29 protein-coding genes are annotated in these 25800 nt (G+C 54.6%); 24 read left to right on the top strand and 5 right to left on the bottom strand.

Features of this window, described 5'->3' with window-relative positions; translation table 11 throughout:
• Positions 1–49: 49 nt before the first annotated feature.
• The 4 genes from D7D48_RS00595 (at position 50) to D7D48_RS00580 (ending at position 4066) form a co-directional block, all read left to right on the top strand.
• Positions 50–853 carry a universal stress protein gene (locus D7D48_RS00595; RefSeq protein WP_125229459.1) on the top strand — a complete coding sequence of 268 codons (804 nt, stop codon included), beginning with the start codon at positions 50–52 and terminating at the stop codon, positions 851–853.
• Between the two features lie 70 nt (positions 854–923).
• Positions 924–2246, top strand: coding sequence for an amino acid permease (locus tag D7D48_RS00590; protein WP_245964288.1), 1323 nt, complete (start codon positions 924–926; stop codon positions 2244–2246).
• Positions 2247–2285: 39 nt separating this feature from the next.
• Complete coding sequence (locus D7D48_RS00585) at positions 2286–3713, top strand: NAD-dependent succinate-semialdehyde dehydrogenase (protein ID WP_125229458.1); 1428 nt, start codon at positions 2286–2288, stop codon at positions 3711–3713.
• Entirely contained in the window at positions 3713–4066 is a 354-nt protein-coding gene (locus D7D48_RS00580; protein WP_125230811.1) for a YbaN family protein, read from the top strand. Before D7D48_RS00585 ends, D7D48_RS00580 begins: the two co-directional genes overlap by 1 nt.
• Here the strand turns inward: D7D48_RS00580 and D7D48_RS00575 are convergent.
• Positions 4063–4578 (bottom strand): sterol desaturase family protein, encoded by a 516-nt coding sequence (locus D7D48_RS00575; RefSeq protein ID WP_125229457.1) that lies wholly within the window; start codon positions 4576–4578, stop codon positions 4063–4065. The two genes, D7D48_RS00580 and D7D48_RS00575, sit on opposite strands and share 4 nt — an antisense overlap.
• Positions 4579–4672: 94 nt before the next feature.
• Between D7D48_RS00575 and leuC the strand changes: the two genes are divergently transcribed.
• The 7 genes from leuC to grxD all read left to right on the top strand — a co-directional run bounded on the left by leuC (position 4673) and on the right by grxD (position 9002).
• Positions 4673–6103 carry a 3-isopropylmalate dehydratase large subunit gene (leuC, locus tag D7D48_RS00570; RefSeq protein WP_125229456.1) on the top strand — a complete coding sequence of 477 codons (1431 nt, stop codon included), beginning with the start codon at positions 4673–4675 and terminating at the stop codon, positions 6101–6103.
• 117 nt (positions 6104–6220) lie between these two features.
• Entirely contained in the window at positions 6221–6427 is a 207-nt protein-coding gene (locus D7D48_RS00565) for an isopropylmalate isomerase (protein ID WP_125229455.1), read from the top strand.
• 4 nt (positions 6428–6431) lie between these two features.
• A complete protein-coding gene (gene leuD, locus D7D48_RS00560) occupies positions 6432–7025 on the top strand; it encodes a 3-isopropylmalate dehydratase small subunit (RefSeq protein ID WP_125229454.1) in 594 nt (197 codons plus the stop codon).
• 9 nt (positions 7026–7034) lie between these two features.
• A complete protein-coding gene (locus D7D48_RS00555) occupies positions 7035–8030 on the top strand; it encodes an NADPH:quinone oxidoreductase family protein (protein WP_125229453.1) in 996 nt (331 codons plus the stop codon).
• 67 nt (positions 8031–8097) lie between these two features.
• Entirely contained in the window at positions 8098–8421 is a 324-nt protein-coding gene (locus tag D7D48_RS00550) for a DUF1476 domain-containing protein (protein WP_125229452.1), read from the top strand.
• Positions 8421–8657 carry a BolA family protein gene (locus D7D48_RS00545; RefSeq protein ID WP_125229451.1) on the top strand — a complete coding sequence of 79 codons (237 nt, stop codon included), beginning with the start codon at positions 8421–8423 and terminating at the stop codon, positions 8655–8657. Before D7D48_RS00550 ends, D7D48_RS00545 begins: the two co-directional genes overlap by 1 nt.
• 18 nt (positions 8658–8675) lie before the next feature.
• Positions 8676–9002: a Grx4 family monothiol glutaredoxin gene (gene grxD, locus D7D48_RS00540; RefSeq protein ID WP_125229450.1), complete on the top strand. Its 327-nt coding sequence runs from the start codon at positions 8676–8678 to the stop codon at positions 9000–9002.
• A 62-nt stretch (positions 9003–9064) separates the two neighbouring features.
• Here grxD and D7D48_RS00535 read toward each other — a convergent pair whose 3' ends face one another.
• Positions 9065–10360 (bottom strand): MFS transporter, encoded by a 1296-nt coding sequence (locus tag D7D48_RS00535; protein ID WP_125229449.1) that lies wholly within the window; start codon positions 10358–10360, stop codon positions 9065–9067.
• 47 nt (positions 10361–10407) lie between these two features.
• Here D7D48_RS00535 and D7D48_RS00530 point away from each other — a divergent pair, with 47 nt between their 5' ends.
• The 9 genes from D7D48_RS00530 (at position 10408) to D7D48_RS00490 (ending at position 18556) form a co-directional block, all read left to right on the top strand.
• Entirely contained in the window at positions 10408–11481 is a 1074-nt protein-coding gene (locus D7D48_RS00530; RefSeq protein WP_125229448.1) for a YeiH family protein, read from the top strand.
• The gene (glpD, locus tag D7D48_RS00525; RefSeq protein WP_125229447.1) at positions 11478–13028 is read left to right on the top strand and encodes a glycerol-3-phosphate dehydrogenase; all 1551 of its coding nucleotides are present in this window, start codon (positions 11478–11480) and stop codon (positions 13026–13028) included. Before D7D48_RS00530 ends, glpD begins: the two co-directional genes overlap by 4 nt.
• A gap of 65 nt (positions 13029–13093) precedes the next feature.
• On the top strand, positions 13094–13507 hold the full coding sequence (locus D7D48_RS00520) for an SUF system Fe-S cluster assembly regulator (protein WP_125229446.1): 414 nt from the start codon (positions 13094–13096) through the stop codon (positions 13505–13507).
• Positions 13508–13515: 8 nt separating this feature from the next.
• Positions 13516–15006, top strand: coding sequence for a Fe-S cluster assembly protein SufB (gene sufB, locus D7D48_RS00515; protein ID WP_425452537.1), 1491 nt, complete (start codon positions 13516–13518; stop codon positions 15004–15006).
• 53 nt (positions 15007–15059) lie between these two features.
• A complete protein-coding gene (gene sufC / locus D7D48_RS00510; protein ID WP_125229444.1) occupies positions 15060–15803 on the top strand; it encodes a Fe-S cluster assembly ATPase SufC in 744 nt (247 codons plus the stop codon).
• A gap of 2 nt (positions 15804–15805) precedes the next feature.
• Positions 15806–16528, top strand: coding sequence for a SufD family Fe-S cluster assembly protein (locus D7D48_RS00505; protein ID WP_125230810.1), 723 nt, complete (start codon positions 15806–15808; stop codon positions 16526–16528).
• A gap of 14 nt (positions 16529–16542) precedes the next feature.
• Complete coding sequence (locus D7D48_RS00500; RefSeq protein WP_125230809.1) at positions 16543–17751, top strand: aminotransferase class V-fold PLP-dependent enzyme; 1209 nt, start codon at positions 16543–16545, stop codon at positions 17749–17751.
• Positions 17748–18203, top strand: coding sequence for an SUF system Fe-S cluster assembly protein (locus D7D48_RS00495; protein WP_125229443.1), 456 nt, complete (start codon positions 17748–17750; stop codon positions 18201–18203). Before D7D48_RS00500 ends, D7D48_RS00495 begins: the two co-directional genes overlap by 4 nt.
• Positions 18200–18556, top strand: a complete 357-nt coding sequence (locus tag D7D48_RS00490) for a HesB/IscA family protein (RefSeq protein ID WP_125229442.1) — start codon at positions 18200–18202, stop codon at positions 18554–18556. Before D7D48_RS00495 ends, D7D48_RS00490 begins: the two co-directional genes overlap by 4 nt.
• Here the strand turns inward: D7D48_RS00490 and D7D48_RS00485 are convergent.
• Positions 18553–20937, bottom strand: a complete 2385-nt coding sequence (locus tag D7D48_RS00485) for a S8 family peptidase (protein WP_245964388.1) — start codon at positions 20935–20937, stop codon at positions 18553–18555. The genes D7D48_RS00490 and D7D48_RS00485 overlap by 4 nt on opposite strands.
• Before the next feature lie 104 nt (positions 20938–21041).
• On the opposite strand from D7D48_RS00485, the gene D7D48_RS00480 reads away from it, so the two are divergent.
• From D7D48_RS00480 to D7D48_RS00465, 4 genes are all read left to right on the top strand, one after another.
• Positions 21042–21716 carry a pyrimidine 5'-nucleotidase gene (locus D7D48_RS00480; protein WP_125229440.1) on the top strand — a complete coding sequence of 225 codons (675 nt, stop codon included), beginning with the start codon at positions 21042–21044 and terminating at the stop codon, positions 21714–21716.
• Positions 21713–22552 (top strand): 2,3,4,5-tetrahydropyridine-2,6-dicarboxylate N-succinyltransferase, encoded by an 840-nt coding sequence (gene dapD / locus D7D48_RS00475; protein ID WP_125229439.1) that lies wholly within the window; start codon positions 21713–21715, stop codon positions 22550–22552. The genes D7D48_RS00480 and dapD overlap by 4 nt, the downstream gene beginning before the upstream one ends.
• 236 nt (positions 22553–22788) lie before the next feature.
• Positions 22789–22983: a DUF465 domain-containing protein gene (locus D7D48_RS00470; RefSeq protein ID WP_125229438.1), complete on the top strand. Its 195-nt coding sequence runs from the start codon at positions 22789–22791 to the stop codon at positions 22981–22983.
• Between the two features lie 73 nt (positions 22984–23056).
• Positions 23057–24046: a TerC family protein gene (locus tag D7D48_RS00465; RefSeq protein ID WP_125229437.1), complete on the top strand. Its 990-nt coding sequence runs from the start codon at positions 23057–23059 to the stop codon at positions 24044–24046.
• A 30-nt stretch (positions 24047–24076) separates the two neighbouring features.
• Here the strand turns inward: D7D48_RS00465 and D7D48_RS00460 are convergent, their stop codons facing one another.
• Together D7D48_RS00460 and D7D48_RS00455 are read right to left on the bottom strand one after the other, a co-directional pair.
• On the bottom strand, positions 24077–24397 hold the full coding sequence (locus D7D48_RS00460; RefSeq protein ID WP_245964287.1) for an HNH endonuclease: 321 nt from the start codon (positions 24395–24397) through the stop codon (positions 24077–24079).
• A gap of 33 nt (positions 24398–24430) precedes the next feature.
• Positions 24431–25765 carry an amidohydrolase gene (locus tag D7D48_RS00455; RefSeq protein WP_245964286.1) on the bottom strand — a complete coding sequence of 445 codons (1335 nt, stop codon included), beginning with the start codon at positions 25763–25765 and terminating at the stop codon, positions 24431–24433.
• Positions 25766–25800: the final 35 nt, after the last annotated feature.

Below are 25800 nucleotides of genomic sequence, written 5' to 3'. Positions count from 1 at the left end.
ATCAGTGGGACCGGCGCAGCACTACCGGCCGTTAGGTAAGGAAATGACGATGAAGTCTATCATGGTACATGCAGGCGGAGATAACGCCTTTGAAAGCCGGCTCCAGGCGGGTCTTGACCTTGCACGGCGTTTTCACGGGCATATGTCGCTCATTTTGCCTCGACCGACACAAGATTATGTGGCGTTCGATATGTTTGGCGGCGCGCATTTCGTTGCCGAGGCCTTTGAAGCAGCAGAAAAAGAGCGCGAGAAGATGTGCACGCGGATCGATGCGCGGTTGAAAGCGGATGATGTCCCTTGGGACTGGCAAATATTTGATGGCACGACGTCAGACGCGCTGATCAACGCTGGGCGATTGGGGGATATACTGATCATGTCGTTGGATGCAGCGGGCACGACAGGCACTGCGCGCGCTTGGATTAGTGATGTCGTCACGGCATCGCGTACCCCGGTTCTAGCGGTCCCGGCGAACGCCGCGCCCCTTTCTTTCGACCGCGCCATGGTCGCATATGATGGCGGATTTGAAGCCGCCAACGCATTGCGCGCGGCGTTACCCTTGCTTCAAGCCGCATCCTTTGTCCGCATATCGGAAATCGAGATGGTGCCGGAGCAATTCCCCGTCACTGACGCGGCGACCTATTTGTCGCGGCACGGCATCAATGCCGAAATCGCCGTTGCGGCAAAAGGCGATCAGAGCGTTGAGGAGAGGCTATTAGCAGAAACGAAGGTATGGAGACCCGACTTCCTTGTCATGGGCGCCTACAGTCACGGACGGTGGCGGGAGACCCTATTTGGCGGCGTGACACGGTTCATGCTAAGCGAGCTTGGTATCCCTATATTGCTCGCGCATTAAGCGGCAGCCTAAACAAAGCTTGGCTTTTGCCCCCGTTCCATGCCAGCGTGCACGAAACAAGGGGGATTAGGTGAAGCAAGATACAGCCGCAGTAGCACGGCCCATGGGGTTCTGGATGGCGCTCGCTTTGGTCATGGGCAGCATGATCGGATCGGGCGTATTTCTGTTACCCGCGAGCCTTGCGCCCTTAGGATGGAATTCCGTCATTGGTTGGACGATTACCGTTTCGGGCGCATTGTGCGTCGCTTCGGTCTTTGGCGCGCTGAGCAAAGCATTGCCAAAGGCCGGCGGGCCTTATGCCTACACACGGGCTGCATTTGGCGATGGTGCAGGCTTTGCAATTGCATGGGCGTATTGGATTTCGATGTGGGTGGGCAATGCCGCCATAGCGACAGCAGCGGTTAGCTATCTTAGCCAATTATTCCCTGTCGTCGGCACCCATGGCGTGTCCGCCGCCGTGACCATAGCCATCGTATGGGGTTTTACGCTGATCAACATTCGCGGCACAAAGCTGGCGGGACAGGTGCAGATTATCTGGACGATTGCAAAGTTGCTCCCGCTCATCGCGGTTATTGGCCTTGCAGCATATATATTAGCGATCAAGGGCACTGGCATTGTCCGCAGCTTCGAACTCGCAGACATTTCGACGGCAAGCATTTCGACGGCCACCATTTTGACACTTTGGGCAATGCTGGGCCTTGAGCTGGCTACTGTTCCAGCGGATAAGGTGCAAGATCCTGAACGCACTATCAATCGCGCGACATTGTTCGGGACCGCTGGCGCAGGGGGCATCTATATCTTGGTCTGCTCTGCTGTCGTCTTGATGCTACCCGTCGCGATCACCAGCGCCTCTGCCGCGCCATTTGCTGATTTTGTGAGCGTCTATGCTGGCACCAATGCTGGCACCGCTATTGCTGCTATTGGCGCAATCAGCGCGCTTGGTGCATTGAACGGGTGGATCATGTGTCAGGCGGAATTACCCGCCGCTTTGGCACGCGATGGCTTGTTTCCCGCATTCATGGGCAAGGCCGCCGCCAATGGCACGCCGCGTAACGCACATCTGTTTAGTACAAGCCTGTTGACGCTTGTTATCCTGATGAACAGCAGCCGGACGATGGCCTCTATGTTTGAATTTCTGATATTGCTCACCACGGCCATCGTTCTGGTCATGTATTTCGGTTGCGCAGCGGCGGCATTCCGGCTCATCCAGACGGGTATATTGAGAGTAGGCGCAGGGTTTAAAGTCATCTTATTGCTGGCCGCGCTCTATTCCTGCTGGACGATATATGGCGCAGGCGCCGAAGCCTTGGTCTGGGGCATTGCCTTATTGCTCGCGGGCTTTCCGGTTTTCTGGCTCTTACGACTTGCAAGGGGTTCCAAAGCCTTCACCTGACGCCTACAAGCAAGTCAGATTAGATTTGCAGGAAAACCGATGAGCTATACCACTGATTTGGGTCTATATATTGACGGCAGCTGGCGCACAGGCGAAGGCCGCGACACGCATTCTGTAATCAATCCGGCCACGGGAGAGACGCTAGCAGAATTGCCGTTGGCGACGGTTGCTGACCTTGATGAGGCATTGGCGGCAACTGCCAAGGGTTTTGCCCAATGGCGCACGGTAGACGTTAATGCCCGCGCGGCGATATTGCATAAGGTCGCTGACCATATTCGCGAACGCGCCGAAACAATCGCTGTCCTGCTCACCACCGAACAAGGCAAACCACTCGCCGAGGCACGCACCGAAGTGCTTTCCTGTGCCGCGCAGTTCGATTATTTCGCAGAGGAAGCTAAGCGCAGCTATGGCCGGGTGTTGGTACGACCAACGGGTCAGCGGGCGGTGGTACTGAAGCAACCGGTTGGGCCGGTGGCCGCATTTTCACCATGGAATTTCCCGGTGAACCTAATGTGCAAGAAAATGGCGGCTGCTTTGGCAGCAGGATGCTCGATCATCGCAAAGCCGCCGGAAGAAACACCCGCAAGCACGAGCGCCATCATGCAATGTGTCATCGATGGCGGTGTGCCCGGTAATGTAGCGCAATTGGTCTACGGCGTGCCCGATATGGTCAGCCGCCATTTGATCGCGTCCCCCATCATCCGCAAGGTGAGCTTCACAGGATCGGTGCCAGTTGGCAAACATCTGCTTAAGCTTGCCGCCGACGGCGTGAAACGAACCACTATGGAGCTGGGCGGGCATGCGCCCGTGCTGATTTTCGACGATTGCGACTTGGAAAAAGCGATCAACTTGTCGGCCACCACCAAATTCCGCAACGCGGGCCAAGTGTGTATTTCGCCCACACGTTTCTATGTGCAAGAGGGCGTATATGACCGCTTCGTCGCTGGCTTTGCCGCGCATACGAAACAGATTAAGGTAGGCAATGGCCTCGAGGCTGGAACGATCATGGGTCCATTGGCCAACGCACGGCGACCTTCAGCCATTGCGGACTTGGTTGAAGATGCGACGTCAAAGGGTGCCAATTTGCTCACCGGTGGGTCGCGGGGAAATCATGGCTTTTTCTTTACGCCAACGGTGCTGTCCGATGTGCCTATGTCAGCCAAGGTTATGGACGACGAACCCTTTGGTCCGGTTGCATTGATGCGGCCTTTCAAGACCTTTGACGAAGCCATTGAACAGGCAAACCGCCTGCCCTTCGGCCTTGCTGCTTATGCCTTCACCGAGAACGCGCGTCAGGCAAATCTGGTTGCCGACGCGCTCGATACAGGGATGGTTGGCCTCAACAGCTTTGTCATCTCGATGCCTGATGCGCCCTTTGGCGGTGTCAAGGAATCCGGCTTTGGCAGCGAGGGCGGTCCCGAAGGGCTTGATAGCTATTATGTGACCAAGGCAGTTCACCAATATTGATAAAGCAGCAGCTGTATCTGTGGGCTGGCTTGCTGGCTCTGGCCTTGGGCACAGCGGGCATTGCTCTGCCCCTCCTGCCGACGGTGCCGTTCATGATATTGGCCGCCTTCTGTTTCGCGCGCAGCAGCCCGGCGCTTGAAGCGCGGCTTTTGAATCACCCGAAATTTGGCGTGCATCTCGTAGCATGGCGGGACAAGGGCGCCATTAGCCGGCGCGGAAAATGGTCGGCAACGATCGCATTTGGTGTCAGCATCGCCATTGGCTTTACAGCTTTGGCCTTGCCATGGTCGCTTTTGCCATTAGGCGTTGCTGGGGTTTGCCTAAGCTGGATCTGGCTTAAACCCGAAGATTAAATAGCGGCGTCGCGGACAATCGCGATGCCAGCTTCGCGTTGTTTTTTAAGATCAGCCTTTAACTTGGCCGGGTCACGCGCGAATACAAAGCCAAAGCTTACACCGCCTTCCTTGCCAATGGTAGCGTGGTGCAATTTATGCGCCTGCACCAACCGCTTTGCATAGCCACTGCGTGGGACATATTTGAAATAGCGCTGATGTACGAGGCCGTCATGCACGACAGTATAGATGATGCCGTAAATCATGACACCAAGACCAATCCATGTCGCAGGTTCCCAAGCGTCATTGCCGAGTACGAAAGGGCTGCCGATCGCGAACAGCGAGATGCTGGTGACTGCACCCACAATGCCGTAAAGATCATTCTTCTCCAGCGCATTGTCATGCGGTTCATGATGGTCGCGGTGCCAACCCCAGCCCCAGCCGTGCATGATATATTTGTGGCTGGACCACGCCACCCATTCCATGACTAAGACTGTCGCAATCACGATAAGAATGATGCTGATTATGCTCATATTCCATCCAATAGACGCAAAGTTTGTAACTTTGAAGTGCAAGCAGCGCCGCCTCACTTGATTTCGCTGCAATCGCTTCTATGGCATTTTTATTATGTCAGCACCGCAAACACTGTACGAAAAAATCTGGAATGCCCATGTCGTGGAGCAACGCAGCGACGGAACATGCCTGATCTTCATTGATCGCCATTTGGTTCACGAGGTCACGAGTCCACAGGCTTTTGAAGGCCTGCGCGTTGCCGGACGCCGTGTAAGGCGACCAGACCTGACTTTGGCCGTGCCGGACCACAATCTTCCAACTACGGCACGCTTGGACGGCAACGGGAATAATATCCCGATTGCTGACCCCGAAAGCGCACAGCAATTGGAAGCACTGGAACGTAACGCGCCAGAGTTTGGCATTACGTATATTGACGCCACCGATGTTAAGCAGGGCATAGTCCATGTCGTCGGACCTGAACAAGGCTTCTCGCTTCCCGGAACCACTATCGTCTGCGGCGACAGCCATACCGCCTGCCATGGCGGTTTGGGCGCTTTGGCCTTTGGCATTGGTACGTCAGAGGTCGAGCATGTTTTGGCTACCCAAACACTTCAGCTCAGCCAGTCCAAGTCGATGGAAGTCCGTGTTGAGGGCGAACTTGCCCCCGGCGTTTCGGCAAAGGACGTTGTTTTACATATCACAGGCGTACTCGGCGCATCTGGTGGGACGGGCCATGTTATCGAATATACAGGGTCCGTCATTCGCGCGCTAAGTATTGAAGGCCGCTTGACCATTTCTAACATGGCAATCGAACATGGCGCGCGCGCCGGTCTCGTCGCGCCAGACGATGTGACCTTTGCCTATCTCAAGGGCCGCCCAATGGCGCCCAAAGGCAGCCAATGGGACGCAGCTGTTGCTTATTGGCGTTCACTCGCGACCGATGCAGGCGCAGTTTATGACAAGGTCGTTCACATCAATGCCGCCGATATCGCGCCAAGCGTCACTTGGGGCACGAGCCCAGAGGACGTGTTGCCTATCACAGGCGTCGTGCCCGAACCGTCGTCCTTTGCCGATCCATCCAAGCAAGCAGCGGCCCAAAAATCACTGGATTATATGGGACTAACGCCTGGCACGCCGATGACCGACATATCGGTTGAAAATATCTTCATCGGCAGTTGCACCAACAGCCGTATTGAAGATCTGCGCGCTGCTGCCGCCGTGCTGAAAGGCCGCAAAAAGGCGGATAATATCAAATGGGCAATCGTCGTGCCTGGCAGCGGCCTTGTGAAGCAAATGGCGGAGGCCGAAGGGCTTGATCGGATCTTCATCGAGGCAGGTCTTGAATGGCGTGAACCGGGTTGTTCGGCCTGCTTGGGCATGAACCCGGACAAGGTGCCAGCTGGCGAGCGCTGTGCATCGACGAGCAATCGCAACTTTGTCGGGCGGCAAGGACCCGGCGCGCGCACGCATTTGGTCAGCCCGGCTATGGCGGCCGCCGCAGCGGTGACTGGAAGGCTGACCGATGTCCGTACATTGATGGACTGATAAAAATGCCACAATTTGCCGTTGCGGTTGCAGGTTCAACCTTGCGCAAAAATAAGCTATTCTCTTTACTTGTTACAGAAGCCAAAGCTAAGGTTTAGCCCATCAAGGAAGAGATATATGATCAATAAAAAATCCGATGGCGACGACAAATGGTCGACCACAGCAAAAGTTGGCGCAGCCGTAGGATCAGCTGCGTTAGTAGCCGCATTATTATATGCCGGACGGCGCAGCCTAACGCAAAAAAAGGGCAAGCTTGAGCCCATGTCCCCGGAACCCAAAGCCGGGCCCACGAGCCAAAATCGGCCAAAAACGGAAACGGACTAAACGCATGCAGCCCATAAGCAGCGTTCAGGGCAAAGCCTATCCGCTTGGACTGAAAAATGTCGACACCGACATTATCATTCCGGCGGCATGGCTGAAAACCATAAGCCGCTCTGGGCTTGGAAAAGGGGCGTTTCAAACCTTGCGAAGCGTGCCAGGCAATGTGTTTGACGATCCCGCATATGCAGGCGCGCCCATATTGATTGCGGGTGACAATTTCGGTTGCGGGTCAAGCCGCGAACATGCGGCTTGGGCTATGGCTGATCTGGGCATCTCGGCAGTCATCGCACCCAGCTTTTCAGACATTTTCTCCGGCAACGCGTTCAAAAATGGTCTATTGGCCATCGTGCTGCCGCAAGAAGCCATTGACCGCCTGATGGAGGTGGCAAAGACCGATGAGATCCACATCGATCTTGAAACGCAGACCGTCACCACGCCGTTTCAGGATCGTTTTGCATTTGAAATCGACCCCTTTCGCAAACATTGCCTGATCAACGGCGTGGATGAAATCGGCCTGACGCTCAAAAGCAGCGACGCCATTTCGGCTTATGAAAACAAGTTATCGGCGAGCCAGCCTTGGTTGTCGCCCAACCAAAACTAGGAGAGAGAAATGCGCGCATTGTTATCAACCGCCAGCGGCGGCCCCGAAACGCTAGTAATGGGTGAACTGCCTGAACCCATCGCCGGGCCTGGCCAAGTCGTCGTTGCGGTCAGGGCGTGCTCGATCAACTTTCCCGACACGTTAATGATTGTTGACCTGTATCAGTTCAAACCAGAACGGCCCTTTGCCCCTGGCGGTGAAATTGCGGGTGTCGTCGAAGCGATTGGCGATGGCGTCAGCGGATTTGCCATTGGCGACCGCGTTATTGGCCTGTGCGGCAATGGCGGGCTAACCGAAAAGGTCGCGGTCGCAGCATTCAATTGCTTTAAAATGCCAGACGCCATGTCTTTTGACGATGGTGCGTCATTGCTCATGACTTATGGTACGTCCATTCATGCGCTGAAGGATCGTGGTCACATGAAGGCTGGGGACAATGTCCTTGTCCTTGGTGGCGCTGGCGGTATCGGCATTTCGGCGATTGAATTGGCCAAGGCCTATGGCGGACGCGTCGTTGCCGGTGTTTCCAGCGAAGCAAAAGCGGACATAGCACGCGAAGCTGGCGCCGATGAAGTTGTAGTTTACCCGCATCAGCCCTTCGATAAAGACCAATCCAAGGCCGTGGCCGAGATGTTTAAGGCTGCCGCTGGCCGCGATGGTTACAACATTATCTATGACACGGTCGGCGGAGACTATAGCGAGCCTGCAGTCCGTGCTATTGCATGGGAAGGCAAGTTTTTGGTCGTTGGCTTCCCCGCTGGTATCGCCAAGCTGCCATTGAACCTGACATTGCTGAAAAGCTGTGACGTTTGCGGTGTTTTCTGGGGTGCCTTTGCCGCACGTACGCCGCAAAAGAACCATGCAAATATTTCGGAATTGTTCGACCTCTATGCCGCAGGCAAAATCAAGCCACGTATTTCCGAAACTTTCGTGCTGGCTTATGCTGGATCCGCGATTGCCCGACTTGGCGACCGCGCGGCTGTAGGGAAATTGGTAGTGCATATTTGACGTCATCAGCCTTGTTGATTGGACGCAAAGCCATTATCTTGGGCAGGTAACAGATAGGAACTGCAACATGACAAGTTTCGACAACCGCGAAACAGCCTTTGAAAACAAGTTTGCGCATGACGCAGAAACGCAGTTCAAGATAACCGCCCGCCGAAACAAGCTACTGGGGCAGTGGGCCGCTGAAAAAATGGGCCTTACGCCAGAAGAGACCACAGCTTATGCCACTTCCGTGGTGCAAGCAGACTTTGAAGAAGCGGGCGATGAAGACGTCGTGCGCAAGCTGTTGGGTGATTTGACCTCAGCAGGTGTTGAAATTGACGACGCCATGATCCGTGCCGCACTTGAAGACAAGATGGTCGAAGCGCGCCGTCAGTTTATCGAGCCAGCATAATGGCAATGCAGGCAGATGAAATTGAAGGCATGATTAAGGCCGCTTTGCCTGACGCGTTGGTGGAAATTACCGACCTTGCAGGCGACGGCAACCATTATGCCGCACGCGTAGTGAGTGAGAGCTTTCGCGGGTTACCTCGTGTGAAGCAGCATAAAGCCGTTTATGATGCGTTAGGCGGACGGATGGGCGGCGTTTTGCATGCCTTGCAGCTTACGACAGCCATTCCTCAGAATTAGAATTTTGGAGTATAAGAGATGAGCGTTCACGAACGGATCGAAGAGATCGTCAAAGGTAATGATGTTGTTCTGTTTATGAAGGGCAGCCCATTATTCCCGCAATGCGGTTTTTCGAGCAAGGCGATAGCCATTCTTGACCATCTCAACGTCGCTTATGAAAGCGTCGATGTGCTGCAAGACATGGAAATCCGTGCAGGAATTAAGGACTATAGCGATTGGCCTACAATCCCGCAGCTTTACGTTAAGGGTGAGTTTTTGGGCGGTTCCGACATTATGATGGAAATGTACGAAGCTGGCGAATTGCAGGAAATTGTAGAAACCGAAGGTCTCGCAAAGCCCGTATAATATTAAGATGCATTAGAACTTCATGTGGCGCGCTGACGCGTCACATAAAGGTTTCATATCTATCATGCGGGAATTTCTGCGCCTTTCTCAACGCGCCGAATATTTGGCAGAAGCCAATGCAACCAGCCCAAGGCGAGTAAATAAGACGCCGCCGCAAAAATAAACAGCGGTGTGAAACCCAATCCGGCGGCTAAGACAGCGCCCGTCACCAGCTGAATCAAGGCGCCCCCCATATTGCCCATGAATGCGCCAAAGGCGGTAACGCGCCCAACCTTGCCGCGCGGCACGACGTCGGTGATAATCGAGAATATCGACAACGAAAAACCCTGATGCCCGGCCATCACAACACCCATCATGATCGCCACAGGCCAGAATGAGTCCAGCGTGAGAACAAAAGGCAATGGCACCACAATCGCCGCCGACCCGAACATGATCGTCTTACGCACGCGGTTAACGCTCCACCCGGCCTCTAAAAGCCGCGTTGACAACCAGCCTGCAAACAATGCGCCAGCCCCCGACCCGAAAAACGCAATCGCAAGCGGAATCGCAAGTTCGCTTGTCGTCAGACCAAATTCCTTGCGGTAAAAATCTGGTAGCCAGAAATTGATGAGCCACCAAGTCGCATCAGACAACATTTTGGCAATCACAATTGCCCATGTGCGCCGTTCCATCAATATCGGCCCATAAGGCGCACCATCATCTGCAAAATCGCGATTGGCGTCTTCCGCCTTATCATCAAACTTTACCCCGCGCGCGAACCACAGCCACAGTGCCAATGTAACAAAACCACCGACCCCGCCAAAGATGAGCGCGCCGCGCCATCCCCAGACAGCCGCAATTACAGGGATAAAAAATGGCATGGTGATGGTACCAATACCGGCAATCGCCGTGCCTACCCCAAAAGCAAATGACCGCTTATCGGGCGGGAAAAGCGTAGCAACAGTTTTGATGGTCAGCGGTGTTTGCACCGCTTCTGTCGCGCCAAGGCCAATGCGCGCGGCCACAACATGCCAACCAGCAATTGCCCAGCCATGCGCCATGGCGGCAAGGCTCCATGTTGTTACGCCAGTGATCATTGAACGCAGCACGCCAATTCTATCAACGAGCCAACCAGTGAATAAAAAAGACAGCGCCGCGGCAACCTGCGTAACAAAAGCGAGATTGGCAAAATCGGTATCACTCCAGCCAAGATCAGCCGAAATGTCCGGTTTCAAGATAGCGATAACGGGCCGGTCCATAGCATTGAAAATACCGGCGACACACAGGAGCCCAAATAAAATCCAGCGCAGCGTTGGCGTAATTGGCTTCATGTCGCTTGCCCCCACTGCATCATTGTCCCCAATTGGTCGATTGCGCATCCCGCTTTATGCTGGAACTCCTCGTCCACTTGCCTATAGAAGGCCATATGACACCGCAAGACATAAACGCGAATTACATCGCTGACCTGTACGGCGAAACCTACCTTGCCGAGGAGAATGCCCCGCGCGCCAAGCGGCTGATGCTCAGCGCGTTGTTTCCAGGCCTTGCGGTGGTCGGTGTTGCTGCCGCGGCTGCGACTTGGTTTTCCGAGCATTATGGCATGCCTGTAATCTTGGCAGGTTTGCTGCTTGGCCTTGCGCTCAATTTTGTGTCGGCGGAGCAAAAGGTGCATCCAGGCCTCGATTTCTGCGGCACTTCTTGCTTGCGCTGGGGCATCGTACTGTTGGGCACTCAAGTTACCGCGATGCAAATTGGCGGGCTGGGCGCGATCGCATTTTTGGGACTGCTGGGCATCATGTCTTTGGTCATGGGTGCTGGGCTTTTAGGTGCGCGCCTCGGCGGACAAAGCCGCTACGCTGGCTGGTTAGCCGGCGGCGCGACTGCCATTTGCGGCGCATCCGCAGCCTTGGCGATTTACGCCGTTATAGGCCGCGAGCGCCTGAATCAGTCGCAGTTTACACTCATTCTCGTTGGCGTTGCATTGGCAAGCGCCGTCGCCATGACCTTCTACCCGCTCATTGCGGCGCAGCTCGATTTCACGGACACACAAGCGGGCTTCTTAATGGGCGCGGCGGTGCATGATGTCGCACAATCTTTGGGTGGCGGCTACAGCTTCTCACAATCGGCAGGTGAGACGGCGACGATCGTCAAACTGTCCCGCGTTGCACTTCTCGCACCCGCAGTCGCTTTGGTCGGGCTTGCTATTGGTTCAACCGATGGTCGCTCCACAAGTTTCATATCCAAACTGAAACTGCCATGGTTCATCATCGCCTTCTTTGTTGCCGTTGCCTTAAATTCCATCGTTGACGCGCCCGAATGGGTCGCGGAATATGGCCTCATAGCTTCCAAAGCGATGCTGTTGTTTGCGGTCACGGCTACTGCGATGCGGTCACGGCTTGATCTATTACTCACCCAAGGGTGGAGGGCGCTGCTTCCGGTGATACTGGCGACCTTCACCGCCTTTATAACCGCAGCGGCATTTGCATGGGCGTTTTTATGAACCAGATAATTTATGATTTAGCCGTTATAGGCGGCGGCATTAACGGCGCAGGCATTGCACGGGACGCCGCTGGTCGGGGCGCCAAAGTCATTTTGCTGGAACGCGGCGATTTGGCGCGGGGCACATCATCAGCATCGACGAAGCTCATCCATGGCGGACTGCGCTATCTTGAGCATTATGAATTCGCGTTGGTGCGCGAATCCTTAATTGAACGCGAGCGGCTTTGGGCCATCGCGCCGCACATCATCTGGCCACTACGTTTCATTTTGCCGCATCAAAAAGGAATTCGCCCTGCGTGGCTCGTGCGGCTTGGTTTGTTTCTGTACGACCATATTGGTGGCCGGAAATTGCTGCCCGCGACCCGGACAGTCAATTTAAAAACCGAGCCCGCGGGCAAACCGCTTCGGCCCGAATTTGTGAAGGCGTTTGAATATTCGGACTGCTGGGTCGATGACGCGCGCTTGGTCGTTTTGAACGCTATGGACGCGGCTGAGCACAAGGCAGATATTCGTACCCGATCCGAAGTGACGCATCTCGAAAGACGCGATGGATTGTGGCACATTCAGATTTCTGGGCAGGAACCGATTGTGGCGCGCGCGGTTGCCAATGCAGCGGGACCGGCGGTACTCGACTTGCTCGCACGGACAAGTGGGCATGACCGGCCATCAGGCGGCACAATCCGCTTGGTAAGAGGATCGCATATCGTGGTCCGCAAGATGTTCGACACGCCGCAGGCATATTTTTGCCAAAACCCTGACGGCCGGATATTCTTTGCCATTCCGTATGAGGATGACTTTACCCTCATCGGGACGACCGATGCCGATCATAAAGGTTCGTTGGATGACATTCACGCGACGGCAGAAGAGATTGATTACATTTGCGCGTCGGCCGCGGCCTATTTCAAACAAACCATCACAGCTGCGGATGTGCTGTACAGCTTTGCCGGCGTCCGGCCCTTGGTCGATGACGGCTCCGGCAAACCGGAAACAGCATCGCGTGGATATCATTTCGAACTGGATGTTGATGCAGACGAAACAGCACCTATTCTCTCGGTCTTTGGCGGCAAAATAACCACCTATCGGCACTTAGCCGAGAGTGCGGTCGAACGGCTTTCAAAGCATTTGGCTATACTTAAAGGCGAAAGCTGGACATTGCGACAGCCATTACCAGGCGGAGATTTTCCAATTGATGGTATCGAACGCCTCACCCAAGATATTCAGCGCGCATATCCCTATGTGCCAGAATTTCTCGTCCATCGTTGGGTCCGGAGCTATGGAACATTAATCCATTCGATATTATCCGACGCCGGATTGTCGGCGTCTGGCTCGCTGGCAGATTTGGGTGCGGATTTCGGGCATGGTCTATATGCGGTTGAGGTCAATTATCTCATCAGCCGCGAATGGGCGCGTTCCGCTGAAGATATATTGTGGCGGCGCAGCAAGCTTGGTCTTCGGTTTGCACAGGCGGAAACACAAAAGCTGGAAGATTATGTGCACGCTACGCTGCACAAAAATAATTTCAGTGGCACGGAGTCCTTTCCGGCTTGATTTCCAAGTATAAAGGGACCATCTGCCCCCAATCGGAGTAAATTTATCTGATTAGGGGACGCAATATGCGTTTGTCGAATATGGCGGATTACGCAGTGGTGATTATGAGCGCAGCGTCGCGTCATTGCGGCTTTGCGCGCGTGTCGGCCACTGACCTTGCTGCGGAAACCGGCTTGGCCCTGCCGACAACGCAAAAGCTGGTGAGCATATTGACCAAAGCAGGCCTGTTGCGGTCGGCCCGCGGCACGGGCGGCGGCATCACGCTTGCCCGTCCGGCAGCCGCAATCACCATTGCCGACATCATTGAAGCTGTCGAAGGCCCGATTGCTCTGACCACATGTTGCGATTCGCACAAACAGGCAATGGGGCAACATTGCGCCAAGGAAGGCAGCTGCCATGTCCAGGCGCACTGGCCAGTGGTCAACAATGCGGTGCGCGGTGCCTTAGCACAAATCAATTTGGCGGGATTAACGCGATGAGCGATGACATGGACATTAAGGATAAAGCCGCTTGGGATGCTGCAGAGCGCGTCGCGGATTATGAGCATGGCTGGTCATCGGACATCGAAACCGACTTTGCGCCCAAGGGCCTGACCGAGGATACCGTACGCTTTATCTCTGCCAAGAAAAATGAACCCGAATGGATGCTAGAATGGCGGTTAAAGGCGTTCGCAAGCTGGAAAACGATGACGCCGCCCGATTGGGCCAAGCTCAACGTGCCACCCATCGATTATCAGGACGCTTATTATTATGCCGAGCCAAAGGCGAAACCAAAGCTTGGTTCGCTGGACGAGGTTGATCCTGAAATTCTGCGCATTTATGAAAAGCTTGGTATTCCAATTGCCGAGCAGAAGTTGCTCGCTGGTGTAGAAGGCGGCGAAGATGGCGGCTTGCCGCAACGCCGCGTCGCTGTTGATGCCGTGTTTGACAGCGTCTCGGTCGCCACCACCTTTCGCGCCGAACTGGAGCGCGCCGGCGTTATCTTCCGCAGCATATCAGAAGCGATTAAGGAATATCCGGAGCTGGTTAGAAAATGGCTCGGCAAGATTGTGCCGATGCACGACAATTATTTCGCGACATTAAACTGCGCAGTCTTTTCCGACGGGACGTTCGTGTACATCCCCGAAGGCGTGCGCTGCCCGATGGAGCTCAGCACCTATTTCCGGATTAACGCTGAAAACACCGGCCAGTTTGAACGCACATTGATTATCGCCGACAGGGGCAGTTACGTCAGCTATCTCGAAGGCTGCACCGCGCCGATGCGCGATGAAAATCAGCTGCATGCTGCTGTTGTAGAACTCGTCGCGCTCGACGATGCCGAAATCAAATATTCGACGGTACAAAATTGGTACCCCGGCGACGCCGAGGGTAAAGGCGGCATCTACAATTTCGTGACCAAACGCGCATTGTGCCAAGGCCGGAACAGTAAGGTAAGCTGGACTCAGGTCGAAACCGGCAGCGCCGTCACATGGAAATATCCAAGCTGCGTTTTGAATGGCGAAAATTCAGTGGGCGAATTTTACTCGGTTGCTGTCACCAACAATTATCAGCAAGCCGACACCGGCACCAAGATGATCCATAATGGCAAAGGCAGCCGCTCGACCATTGTCAGCAAGGGCATCAGCGCCGGACACAGCAACAACACCTATCGCGGGTTGGTCCGCGTCGCACCCAATGCAGAGGGAGTTCGCAATTTCACACAATGCGATTCCTTGCTGCTTGGGTCTTTGAGCGGCGCGCACACCGTGCCCTATATCGAAGTGCGCAACCCGAGCGCCCAGATTGAACATGAAGCAACGACAAGCAAGATTAGCGATGACCAGATGTTCTACGCAATGGCCCGCGGCTTAAACACGGAAGAAGCGGTGACGTTGATTGTGAATGGCTTTGCCAAGGAAGTATTGCAGCAACTGCCGATGGAATTTGCGGTGGAGGCACAAAAACTGCTGGGAATTAGCTTAGAGGGATCGGTTGGATAAACCAACCAGCGCTCAATGATCGAACCAAGCTTTGATGGAAAAAAAGAAGTAACATGCTCCAAATTACAAATCTCCACGCCAATGTAGGCGACAAGCCTATTCTTAAGGGCCTCACACTTTCCCTGAACGCAGGCGAAATCCACGCGATCATGGGTCCGAATGGTGCAGGAAAATCCACACTTGGCTATGTGCTGTCCGGCCGTCCAGGTTATGAGGTAACTGAGGGTGAGGTAACATTTAACGGACAAAATCTCCTCGACCTCGAACCGCATGAACGCGCGGCGGCTGGGTTGTTTTTAGGTTTTCAATATCCCGTCGAAATTCCCGGCGTATCAAATGTTCAGTTCCTGCGGGAAGCGTTGAATGCGCAGCGCAAGAACCGTGGTGAAGCACCATTGTCTGGCGCAGAATTTCTTAAAGTTGCGCGCGAACAGGCGACAGCGCTCGGCATGGATATGGAAATGCTCAAACGCCCTGTAAACGTTGGCTTTTCCGGCGGTGAAAAGAAGCGCAATGAAATGGTGCAAATGGGCATCATCGACCCGGCGCTCGCCATCCTTGATGAAACCGACAGTGGGCTCGATATCGACGCATTGCGTATTGTTGGCGACGGCATCAACCGGATCATGCGCAAGCCAGACAAGGCCGTGTTGCTTATCACCCATTATCAACGCTTACTCGATTATGTGAAGCCGGACTTTGTCCACGTTCTCGCCGATGGGCGCATCACGCGAAGTGGCGGGCCTGAGCTCGCGCTGGAGCTCGAGCGTGACGGATATAAGGAACTGGCTGCTTGAACATGCCCGCGCCCACCCGCCACGATGAAGCATGGCGCTATAGCGACATTGCCGCGGTTGCTGCGGCGTGGCCTCTTCCTGCGCCTGAAAACATCATTGTGCCCGCAGGCGGTCATTATGCGCGCACGATTGTTCAGGACAGTGGTGCAATCCACCAAATTGATATCGCCATCGGCAAGGGCGCAACGGCGGCTATCCATGTGCTCAATATCGGCGGCGAATATGGCCGCATTGAATTGAATGTGACCTTGCATGAGGGCGCGGATTTCAAACTCGGCGGCGTACAAATTGGTGGGAACGCGCAGACGCTCGAAATCATCACAACCGTCACTCATGCCGAACCCAAAGCGACGTCGTCGCAAATCGTTCGCTCGGTCCTCGCTGGCACGGCGATAGGAACCTATCTGGGCAAAGTCGCCGTCGCGCGCAACGCGCAACTGACCGACAGCGTGCAGTCAGTCAAGGCCATGCTGCTTGACCGCAGCGCGACCGCCAATGCCAAGCCTGAACTTGAAATCTACGCCGACGACGTCAAATGCGCGCATGGTTGTGCGATTGGTGAGTTGGACCCGATGGGGCTATTCTATCTGCAAGCCCGCGGCCTATCGCCAGCGGACGCAAAAAAATTGATGCTGCAGGCTTTTGTCGCTGGTGTGTTTGAAGGCGCCGAGCACGAGGAAATGCTCATTGAAGCCGCATTGCAGAAATTGGGCGAATTGGTGTGAGCACTGCTAGCTCCATGTCTCCCTTTTTGCAGGTAGAGCACATTCGCGACCAATTCCCGGGCCTCGCAAACAACTGGCATTATCTAGACACCGCCGCAACGGCGCAAAAACCTAAGGTGGTGCTCGACGCGATGATGCGTGCAGGCGGCGTTGACTACGCAACCGTCCATCGCGGCGTTTATGCACGGTCGGCCAATATGTCGGTTGCGTTCGAAGCCGCGCGGACCCGTGTGGCGCGGTTTATGGGTGCGACTTCGGCCGATGAAATTGTGTTTGTTCGGGGTGCAACGGAGGGCATTAATCTTGTCGCGCATAGCTGGGGCACAGCGAACCTGACGGCAGGCGACCGCATCATGTTGAGCCAGCTGGAGCATCACAGTAACATCGTGCCATGGCAAATGGTTGCCGAGAAGGTTGGGGCGTTTATTGATGTGTGTCCGTTGACCAAGGACGGTCAGATTGATCTTGATTGGTTAGAGGCCCATCTAACACCCGCGCACAAGATGGTTGCACTCGCACATGTCTCGAACGTGCTTGGTTCGGTGCTCGACGCAAAGCGTGCTGCGCATGCAGCACATGCCGTTGGCGCGAAGCTATTGCTCGACGGCTGTCAGGCTGCGCCCCGAATGCATCTGGATATGGCGGCCTTGGGTTGCGATTTTTATGTCATGTCCGGGCATAAATTATATGGCCCGACCGGCGTTGGCGTTTTGTGGGCGCAGGCAGAAACGCTGAATGCCATGCCCCCTTATCAGGGCGGCGGCGCGATGATTGACCGGGTGACGTTCGAGAAAACGACTTATGCGCCCGCGCCATCGCGATTTGAGGCGGGGACGCCGATGATCATTGAGGTGATAGGATTGCACGCCGCCATCGACTTCATCGATAGCTTTGGACCAGACGCATTATTTGCACATGAAAGCGCACTCGCCGCGCAAACGTGCGATGCTTTGCGCGCGATCAGTTCGATCACTTTATACGGCCCTGAACAATCGGCGGGGATTGTTTCCTTTTCAATGGTGGGGGTGCATCCGCATGACATCGGCACGATATTGGACGAGGAAAATGTCGCCATTCGCGCTGGCCATCATTGTGCACAACCCTTGATGGACCATTTAGGCGTGCCGGCCACCGCGCGGGCAAGCTTTGGGATTTATAATGACGAAGATGATGTCGCGGCTTTGGTGCGCGGCCTCGAACGGGTGAAGAGGATTTTTGGATGAGCGAGAACATCCGCATAGAAGAAGTCGATAGCGTCGAAAAGCCGCCCAAGGCGCGGGTTGATAGCGCAACCGAGAATATCGAACGCAAAAAGGATTATCTGGAAGGATTCCTCGCGCAAAAACCCTCTGTGCCTGCATCAAGCGAACCTGATGGTGATCTATACGAAGCGGTGATTGCTGCGCTCAAGGAAATATATGATCCCGAAATTCCGGTGAACATTTATGATCTGGGCCTCATTTACAATGTCGAGATTAATGATGGCCATGCCGTTGTTTCCATGACGCTCACGACGCCGCACTGTCCCGTAGCGGAATCGATGCCCGGTGAGGTTGAGCTGCGCGTGGGTGCGGTTCCTGGCATTGGGGACGCGGAAGTAAATTTGGTATGGGAACCAGCATGGAGCCCGGCCAATATGACCGATGAAGCCCGTTTGGAGCTTGGAATGCTATGACCGATGTGAAAACACGTGCACGCCCTGCGGCCGTCGTCCTTACGCCCGCTTCCGAAGCGCGGATTGCGGAATTGATGTCGAAGGCACCCGAAGGGGCGATTGGCGTGAAGCTGTCCACCCCGCGCCGCGGCTGTTCGGGCCTTGCTTATTCAGTCGACTATGTGACTGAAGCCGTCGCGTTCGATGAAAAGATCGAAACGCCGGGTGGCGTTTTGTATATTGACGGCGGCTCCGTGCTATATCTCGTCGGGTCAATCATGGACTGGGTCGAGGATGAATTTGCCGCTGGTTTTGTGTTTACCAATCCCAATGCAACGGGAAGTTGCGGTTGTGGCGAAAGCTTTACCGTTTAAAAATCGAATTGCAGGCGGAAGGCAATGCCAACGTCATCGGGCGCGTTTTCAAAATGCCCCGGCTCCTGACGCCAGAACAGATTTGACGACAAATGGCCGCCATATATCGGCATACCCCATATAAGCTCGCTAGTGATCTCTTGCCCCTTTGGTGCCAGCGAAATCTGGCGGGCAGCGAATGTCGTCGCCAATGTCGCATAATCATAGGCCACAGGTAGATGGAGCGCGAGCCCGCCGCTTGTAACGCGCAACGGCTGGGCAATTCGAAACGCAACTCGGTCATGGCGGGATAAAACATTGCTACCCGACAGATCCAACGAAAAGGCATTGTTTTTCATTAAGCTTTGGCTCGCAAGCGATGCCCCGGCATTTGCCTTCGTCCATCCCTGCCGCCAGCTTGCACCAAGCGACCAATCGCCGTTCAGTGAAACATCGCCCCTACCGTCGACAAACAAGCTGCGTGCGCCATTTTGGCCAATGAAGTTGGCAAACCGTGCACCAAGAACGGTTTCGTCTTCACGCATCCAATGTGCGCCAACAGCGAATTTAGCAGAGCCAATCTGGCGGTCTAGCGATAGGCCGAGGGAGGAATAAGAATAAAGCTTGTTTGCGCCACGCATATACGTCGCGCCACCGCGCTCGAATATCCGTGCCTGACCTGTCTCAACGCTTCCTGTCAGGCCAAAGCCCCCAAGTTGACGGCGCAACGCCAATGACTGCCTCGGTGCGCGATCGAACCCGCCGTCCATTTGCGCATCGGTCGCGGTAAGAAACGCAGCCCGCGACATGCCCTGCAAGGCCGCCACTTGGCTTGCTGCCGCTTGGCGGATGCCAAGGCTAAACCGTGTTTCGCGTGCTATTGCGGCACTCACACGGCCCGCCAAAATACGCGCTTGGTTCTGCTGGCCATCGGACAAAAGCAATGGAGAAAAGCGCGGACCTCCAGCGTCGATTGCGCTGATTGAAAAGGCAAGTTCGGTTGTTCCGCGTAACATGCTGACAGATCGGCTCTGATCCGCCAAAGCAGGTGTGAGCTGAAGGCGTGGCGCGCTTGGGCTTATCCCTTCGGCGACATTGATGTCATATGCCCGGCCATAGCTGTCCAACACCACTGCATTTACTGACATAAGTGAAGAAGCCGCGTCCCCCATGGACATCGATGTTGTTCCGCCATTGCCGTTCCGCGCAACAGCTGTGTTTGTACCGGCCAGCAATGTTGTTCCTGCAGGTGCGAAGGCGCGCCCAATATCCAATATGCCGCGCCCGTAAATCGCATCGGTGTCTTGGGCCCCAGCATCACGCGCCGATGTCAGCAGCAAGTTCACAATCTGTGCGCCGGTCAAATTCGGAAAGGCCTGCGCCAGCAAAGCTGCGGCACCAGCGATCTGTGGCGCAGCATAGGACGTGCCATTATACACCCGCACAGACGTCCCATCATTGGCATTTAAACGGTAAATCGTGTCGTTGCGATATTCGCAGCAAATGTTTTGGCCTAGGGCGGACAGCACCGCATTTTGCACAACCCCTGCCTTGTTGCTGAATTTTGCTATGTTGCCATCATCATCAACGGCGGTGGCAATGATGACAAGCCCGTTGCCATTAGCCAATAATGCTTGTGCAAAGGGGCTTGGGCTATTCGGGTCAAATGCGGGGTCTAATTTATCCCCCTCATTTCCTGCTGACACGACAACCACAACGCCAGCCGATGTCGCACGATGTATCGCACTGCGCAGCGCGCTGCTGGCGCCACCCGCGCCGCCGAGCGAAATATTGATGACGCGCGCTTTATTGTCGACGGCGCGATCAACGCCAGCGGCAATGGCAGAATCGAAGAAGGAACATCCCGCTTCATCCACGCCAGCGTCTGTGGAGATACAGCTACCCGCTTGATCTGCCCGCAAGGCCAATATTGTTGCGTTAAACGCCATGCCGTGGATATCTCGATCATTCTTCGCGGCAGCCAAAACGCGAGAAACGCTCGTGCCGTGGCCGTCGTCGTCGCCAAGCGGTCGGTCTGCACCGGTTACATCCCCGGACTGGGCATGGATTCGACCGGAAAACTCGTGGCTATTTGGGTCAATTCCTGAATCAATTATACCAACGGTAACACCGCGGCCACTAGCACCCGCTTGATAGGCCGTGATCGCCCGATGAAAATCTGGACCATCTGAGCGGAGATATTCCGAGGTTGCGAAACTTGTCGTTGTCGGAGGCGGTGGCGGCGGAGGTGGAGTTGGTAGAGGCGGTGGTGGCACGTCGGCTGTGGGGGGAGGCGGCACGGGTATCGAGCTTACACCCCCTCCGCCGCAACCAGACAGCGCAAGTGCGAAAATGGCCGAACTTCCGATCGCAAGTTTACGGCTAACGCGCATTTCATGCATCAAGACACGACTTCCAGCGATTGAGAATAAATTTAAGTATGTTTGGCCATTGCTAATCTTAACGTCCCCGTTGAGTAAAGCTGCATTTCTAGCTACGCAGTCGGATGCATTCGCGTTTCGAACATATCGACATTTGGATTTTTGACCTAGACCTTACCCTTTATGGGCCAGAGGCGAATATCATGGCGCAAGTTCGGGACCGGATTGCGTTATATGTTGAGCGACTGTTCAATATCGAGCCCGACGCTGCCCACCAAATCCGGCACGCATATTGGAAAAAATATGGGACGACACTGGGCGGATTGATGGCCGAACATGCGGTAGACCCCCATGATTACCTCGATTTCGTCCATGATGTGGACATGACCCTGTTGCATCCTGCCGCCGATTTGCGTGGCTTGATCGAAGCATTGCCGGGCCGCAAGCTTATCTTCACCAACGCAGATGCACCTTATGCGCAGCGCGTCTTGACGATGCGGGGCCTAGATAGCGTGTTTGAAGATATATTTGATATCCACCGGATGAAGCATCTGCCGAAACCTGCCCCAGCGAGTTATGACAGGCTGTGTACTGAGCTAGATATAGATCCAGCGCGCGCACTTTTTGTCGAGGACTCGGCGCATAATCTTGCGCCAGCGAAAGACTTGGGCATGACAACTATTTGGGTGAACCACGGCATCGAAGCTGATAACGGCGATAAACAAGATTATGTCGACCATGAGATTGCCGACCTCAGCGGATGGCTTTCATCGCTCCAATTACGTGAAAGTAGTATATGATCAATCAGCTTGCCAAAATTATTGATGCCGCTTGGGACGCACGCGATGGCATTTCCAGCGGCACCCAAGGCGAAGTCCGTGACGCGGTGCAAACGGCTTTGGCTGGCTTGGACGACGGATCACTCCGCGTGGCCGAGAAACTGGATGGCAGTTGGCAGGTCAACCAGTGGTTGAAAAAAGCGGTGCTTTTGTCGTTCCGCCTCAATGACAATATCTTGGTCGATGGCGGCGCTTCCGGCGCGCCCGCTTATGATAAGGTTCCTTCAAAATTCAGCGGTTGGGATGCTGACCGTTTCCGTAATGCAGGCTTTCGGGTCGTACCCGGCGCTGTTGCACGCCATGGCAGTTATGTCGGCAAAAACGTCATCCTGATGCCCAGCTTTGTCAACATTGGTGCGCGCGTCGATGATGGAACGATGGTTGATACATGGGCTACCGTCGGCAGTTGCGCCCAAATCGGTAAGAATGTGCATTTGTCGGGTGGCGTTGGTATTGGTGGTGTTCTGGAACCACTTCAGGCTGGACCAGTAATCATCGAAGACAATTGCTTCATTGGTGCGCGGTCAGAAGTTGTTGAAGGCGTAATTGTGGAAGAAGGCGCTGTGCTGGCCATGGGCGTGTTCATCAGCTCAACCAGCAAAATTGTCGATCGCACGACAGGTGAGATATTCGTTGGCCGCGTTCCAGCTTATTCGGTTGTCGTGCCCGGCTCGATACCCGGAAAGGCTTTGCCCGATGGCAGCCCTGGACCTAACTTGTCCTGTGCCGTCATCGTCAAACGCGTCGATGCACAGACCCGTGCAAAGACGGCAATCAACGACCTGTTGAGGGATTAACTCGACGAGCTGAGTATCTTGTGTCGCAATCGTCTTGCAATTAGGACTAAATCGCTCCATAAGGATTATGCGGACCGGGCCCCTCTGACGCTCGCTTCTTCGGAAGGAACGTGATGTCGGCCGCATCGGATGTTTCCGGTGCTGTGGTCAGGCGGTCTTCAAATACCCCCGAAATGCGCTTAACCAAGCCCGGAACATCCGATTGAACTTAAACAATGTTCAAAGAGGATGAGGTTATGACATTTTCGTCATTTCGATTGATGCAATATCATCAGAAGATAGACCGAGAGCTGCGGGCTGAGATTACGCGGCGTTGTCCGGATATCTTCCGCGTGCAAAAACTGAAGCGGCTCAAGCTGGCAATCAAAGATCGCCTTGAGGGCCAAGCAAAGGCGCCTGCACGGCGGCCATTGCGCCTAAACAAAATCTGAAATTTGAAACTTAGCCACCACGCGGATTTTCGTCCGCGTGGTGTATCACATTACGTAAAACAGGGAATATTTCATGGAATTTTTGACGATGGACTGGTTGGGGACACCAGTCTGGTTTTGGCTCGCTTTTCTGAGCATTGTTGTCGCGCTGACAGCCTTTGATCTTGGTATCCTGCACAAGGAGGACAAGGAAATGGGCATCGCCGAAAGCCTGAAGCTGTCGGCTTTCTACATCAGCATTGCATTGCTCTTTGGCCTATGGGTCTGGTTCCAAAAAGGCGCCGACATGGGCATGAAATATTATACAGGCTTTTTCATCGAAAAGGCGCTGTCAATCGACAATGTCTTCGTCATCAGCCTGATATTCACCTTCTTCGCGATACCGCGCAAATATCAATATCGTGCGCTCCTTTGGGGCATTATCGCCGTCATCGTATTGCGCGGCCTCATGATAGCAGCTGGCGCAGCCATTGTGCAGGAATATTATTGGACGCTTTATATCTTTGCCGTCTTCCTTATCGGAACCGGCATCAAGATGCTGTTCAGCGGTGAACAGGAAATGGACGTCGCCAAAAACCCAGTCGTGAAATATATTTCAACGCATATGCGGGTGACCAAGGAGCTTCACGACGAGAAGTTCTTTGTAAAGGTGCCCGACGAGAAGACAGGCAAAATGGTACGTGCGGCAACGCCTTTATTCTTGGCGTTAGTCGTTATCAACTTGGCCGACTTGGTGTTCGCAGTAGACTCGGTGCCAGCTATCTTTGCAATCACTACCGATACGTTCATTGTCTACACATCGAACATCATGGCTATATTGGGCCTACGCGCTTTATATTTTGCGTTAGCAGCGATGGTGCATCGTTTCCATTATCTGAAATACGCGCTGGCGCTCGTTCTGGTCTTCATCGGTTCAAAGATTTTTGTGTCCGACTTCCTTCTGGACGGCGACAAGTTTCCGCCGGTATTGAGCCTAGGCGTTACCTTTGGCCTTATATTGGGCGGCATCCTGTTTTCCCTCTGGAAGACCAAGGATGATGTGCACGCACAAGCATCCCATTAAGGCGCGCAACTCGCGTCTGCGCCGAACATACTAACGCCGGTCTTTCGTCGGTGCGTTAAAGTCGGTCGGTTTGTTGGCTATCCAGTCGACAAACCGTCCGATTTCTTCATGCGCCAATAAAGCATCCACGGTGGCAAAGCGCTTTTCAAGGTCGCTGTTGGTGAAATTGGCGTGGATGGTCCGGTGGCAGATCGGGTGCACCGGTTGCCGCTCTTTCCCACCCCGGCTTTTGGGTATGGGGTGATGCCATTCGGTTACGCTGCCCATCGGGCGGGAACAGAGCCAGCAACTTAATTCTGGCTCTGCTGACACTTCGTCCGCTTCGTAATGATCGCGAATTTTGCGTGCCATAATGGCTTCCCTACACTCTACCTGCCCTGCCGATTAGTTTTTGCTGGGGCCAAGCAAATCGAGCACAGCGGCGGTTGTTGCCTCAATCCCCAAACGCACAGATGGTTCCGGATCAATTTTGAACAAAGGCGAATGGTGGCCCGCCACTGGCTTTCCGCCATTTTTGGCAGCGGCTATCCATTCAGGATTGCTCCCGCCAACGGCAAAATAATAGCCCGGAATGCCATGTTTTTGGTCCACGAAGAAGGCGAAGTCTTCCGCGCCCATTGTTGTCTGGCGGAACGGTGTTACCACATCCTTGCCCAAGGCATTAGCGATAGCCCCATTTAAGCGGCGGGCAAGCGCGCCATCATTGACCGTGACTGGCGTGCTTTCCGTAACGGTTACGACAGGTAGCTTATCGGCGGGCAAGCCGTGCGCCGCGCCAATACCCTTGGCAACGCGTTCGATGGAGGCAATCAACCCATCACGCACTGCCTGACTGTTTGAACGCACGGTGACTTGCAAATCGGCATATTCGGATATGATGTTGTGCTTTGTCCCCGCATGGAACGCACCAACAGTAATCACGCCGGGGTCCAATGGTCCCTTTTCGCGGCTGATGATCGACTGCAAACCAACTACGATCTGCGAGGCAATAAAGACTGGGTCGCGACCCAAATGGGGCGCTGCGCCATGTGTAGCGATGCCAGGAACGCGGATATCAACGCTGTCCGCCGATGAATATTGAATGCCTTCTGAGGCCGAAATTTTACCGGTCTCAAGCTCTGCTGCAACATGGAAGGCCAATGCATAATTCGGCTTTGGGAAACGGGTGTAGAGCCCATCTTCTATCATCGCCTTTGCACCACCGACGCGTTCTTCGGCAGGCTGGACGATGAACAATACCGTCCCTTTCCAGCGGTCTTTCATCCGTGCCAACTGGCGGGCTGTACCGACCAATGATGTGATATGCACATCATGACCGCACGCGTGCATCACAGGCATTTCAAGACCATCGACCCCGACCTGTTTCACCGTGGACGCATTGGCAAGACCCGAACGTTCTTGCACAGGCAGACCGTCCATATCCGCGCGCACCAGAACGACTGGGCCATCGCCATTTTTCAGCATGCCAACGACGCCCGTGCCGCCTACTTTTTCAGTTACGAGCATGCCGGGGACAGCGCGCAGTTCCTGCGCCATGCGCGCAGCAGTCTTAAATTCGCGGAACGACAATTCAGGGTTGCGATGGAAATGATCCCAAAGGCTCGCCAGCGACTTATCATAGTCAGCTTTAATCGAGTCTGCGTAATCTGGCTGCGCGGCTGCTGGCGTTACGACCAACGCGCTGGCCAATAATGCACCCAAAATGGTCTTTTTCATCATTTTATTCCCCCTGATATTCTAATTTTAGGTTATCT

The organism is Sphingorhabdus wooponensis, from assembly GCF_003933235.1.
Classification (GTDB): domain Bacteria; phylum Pseudomonadota; class Alphaproteobacteria; order Sphingomonadales; family Sphingomonadaceae; genus Sphingorhabdus_B; species Sphingorhabdus_B wooponensis.
The sequence above is the reverse complement of the archived record's forward strand: the minus strand, read 5'-3'. Positions and strand labels throughout refer to the sequence as shown.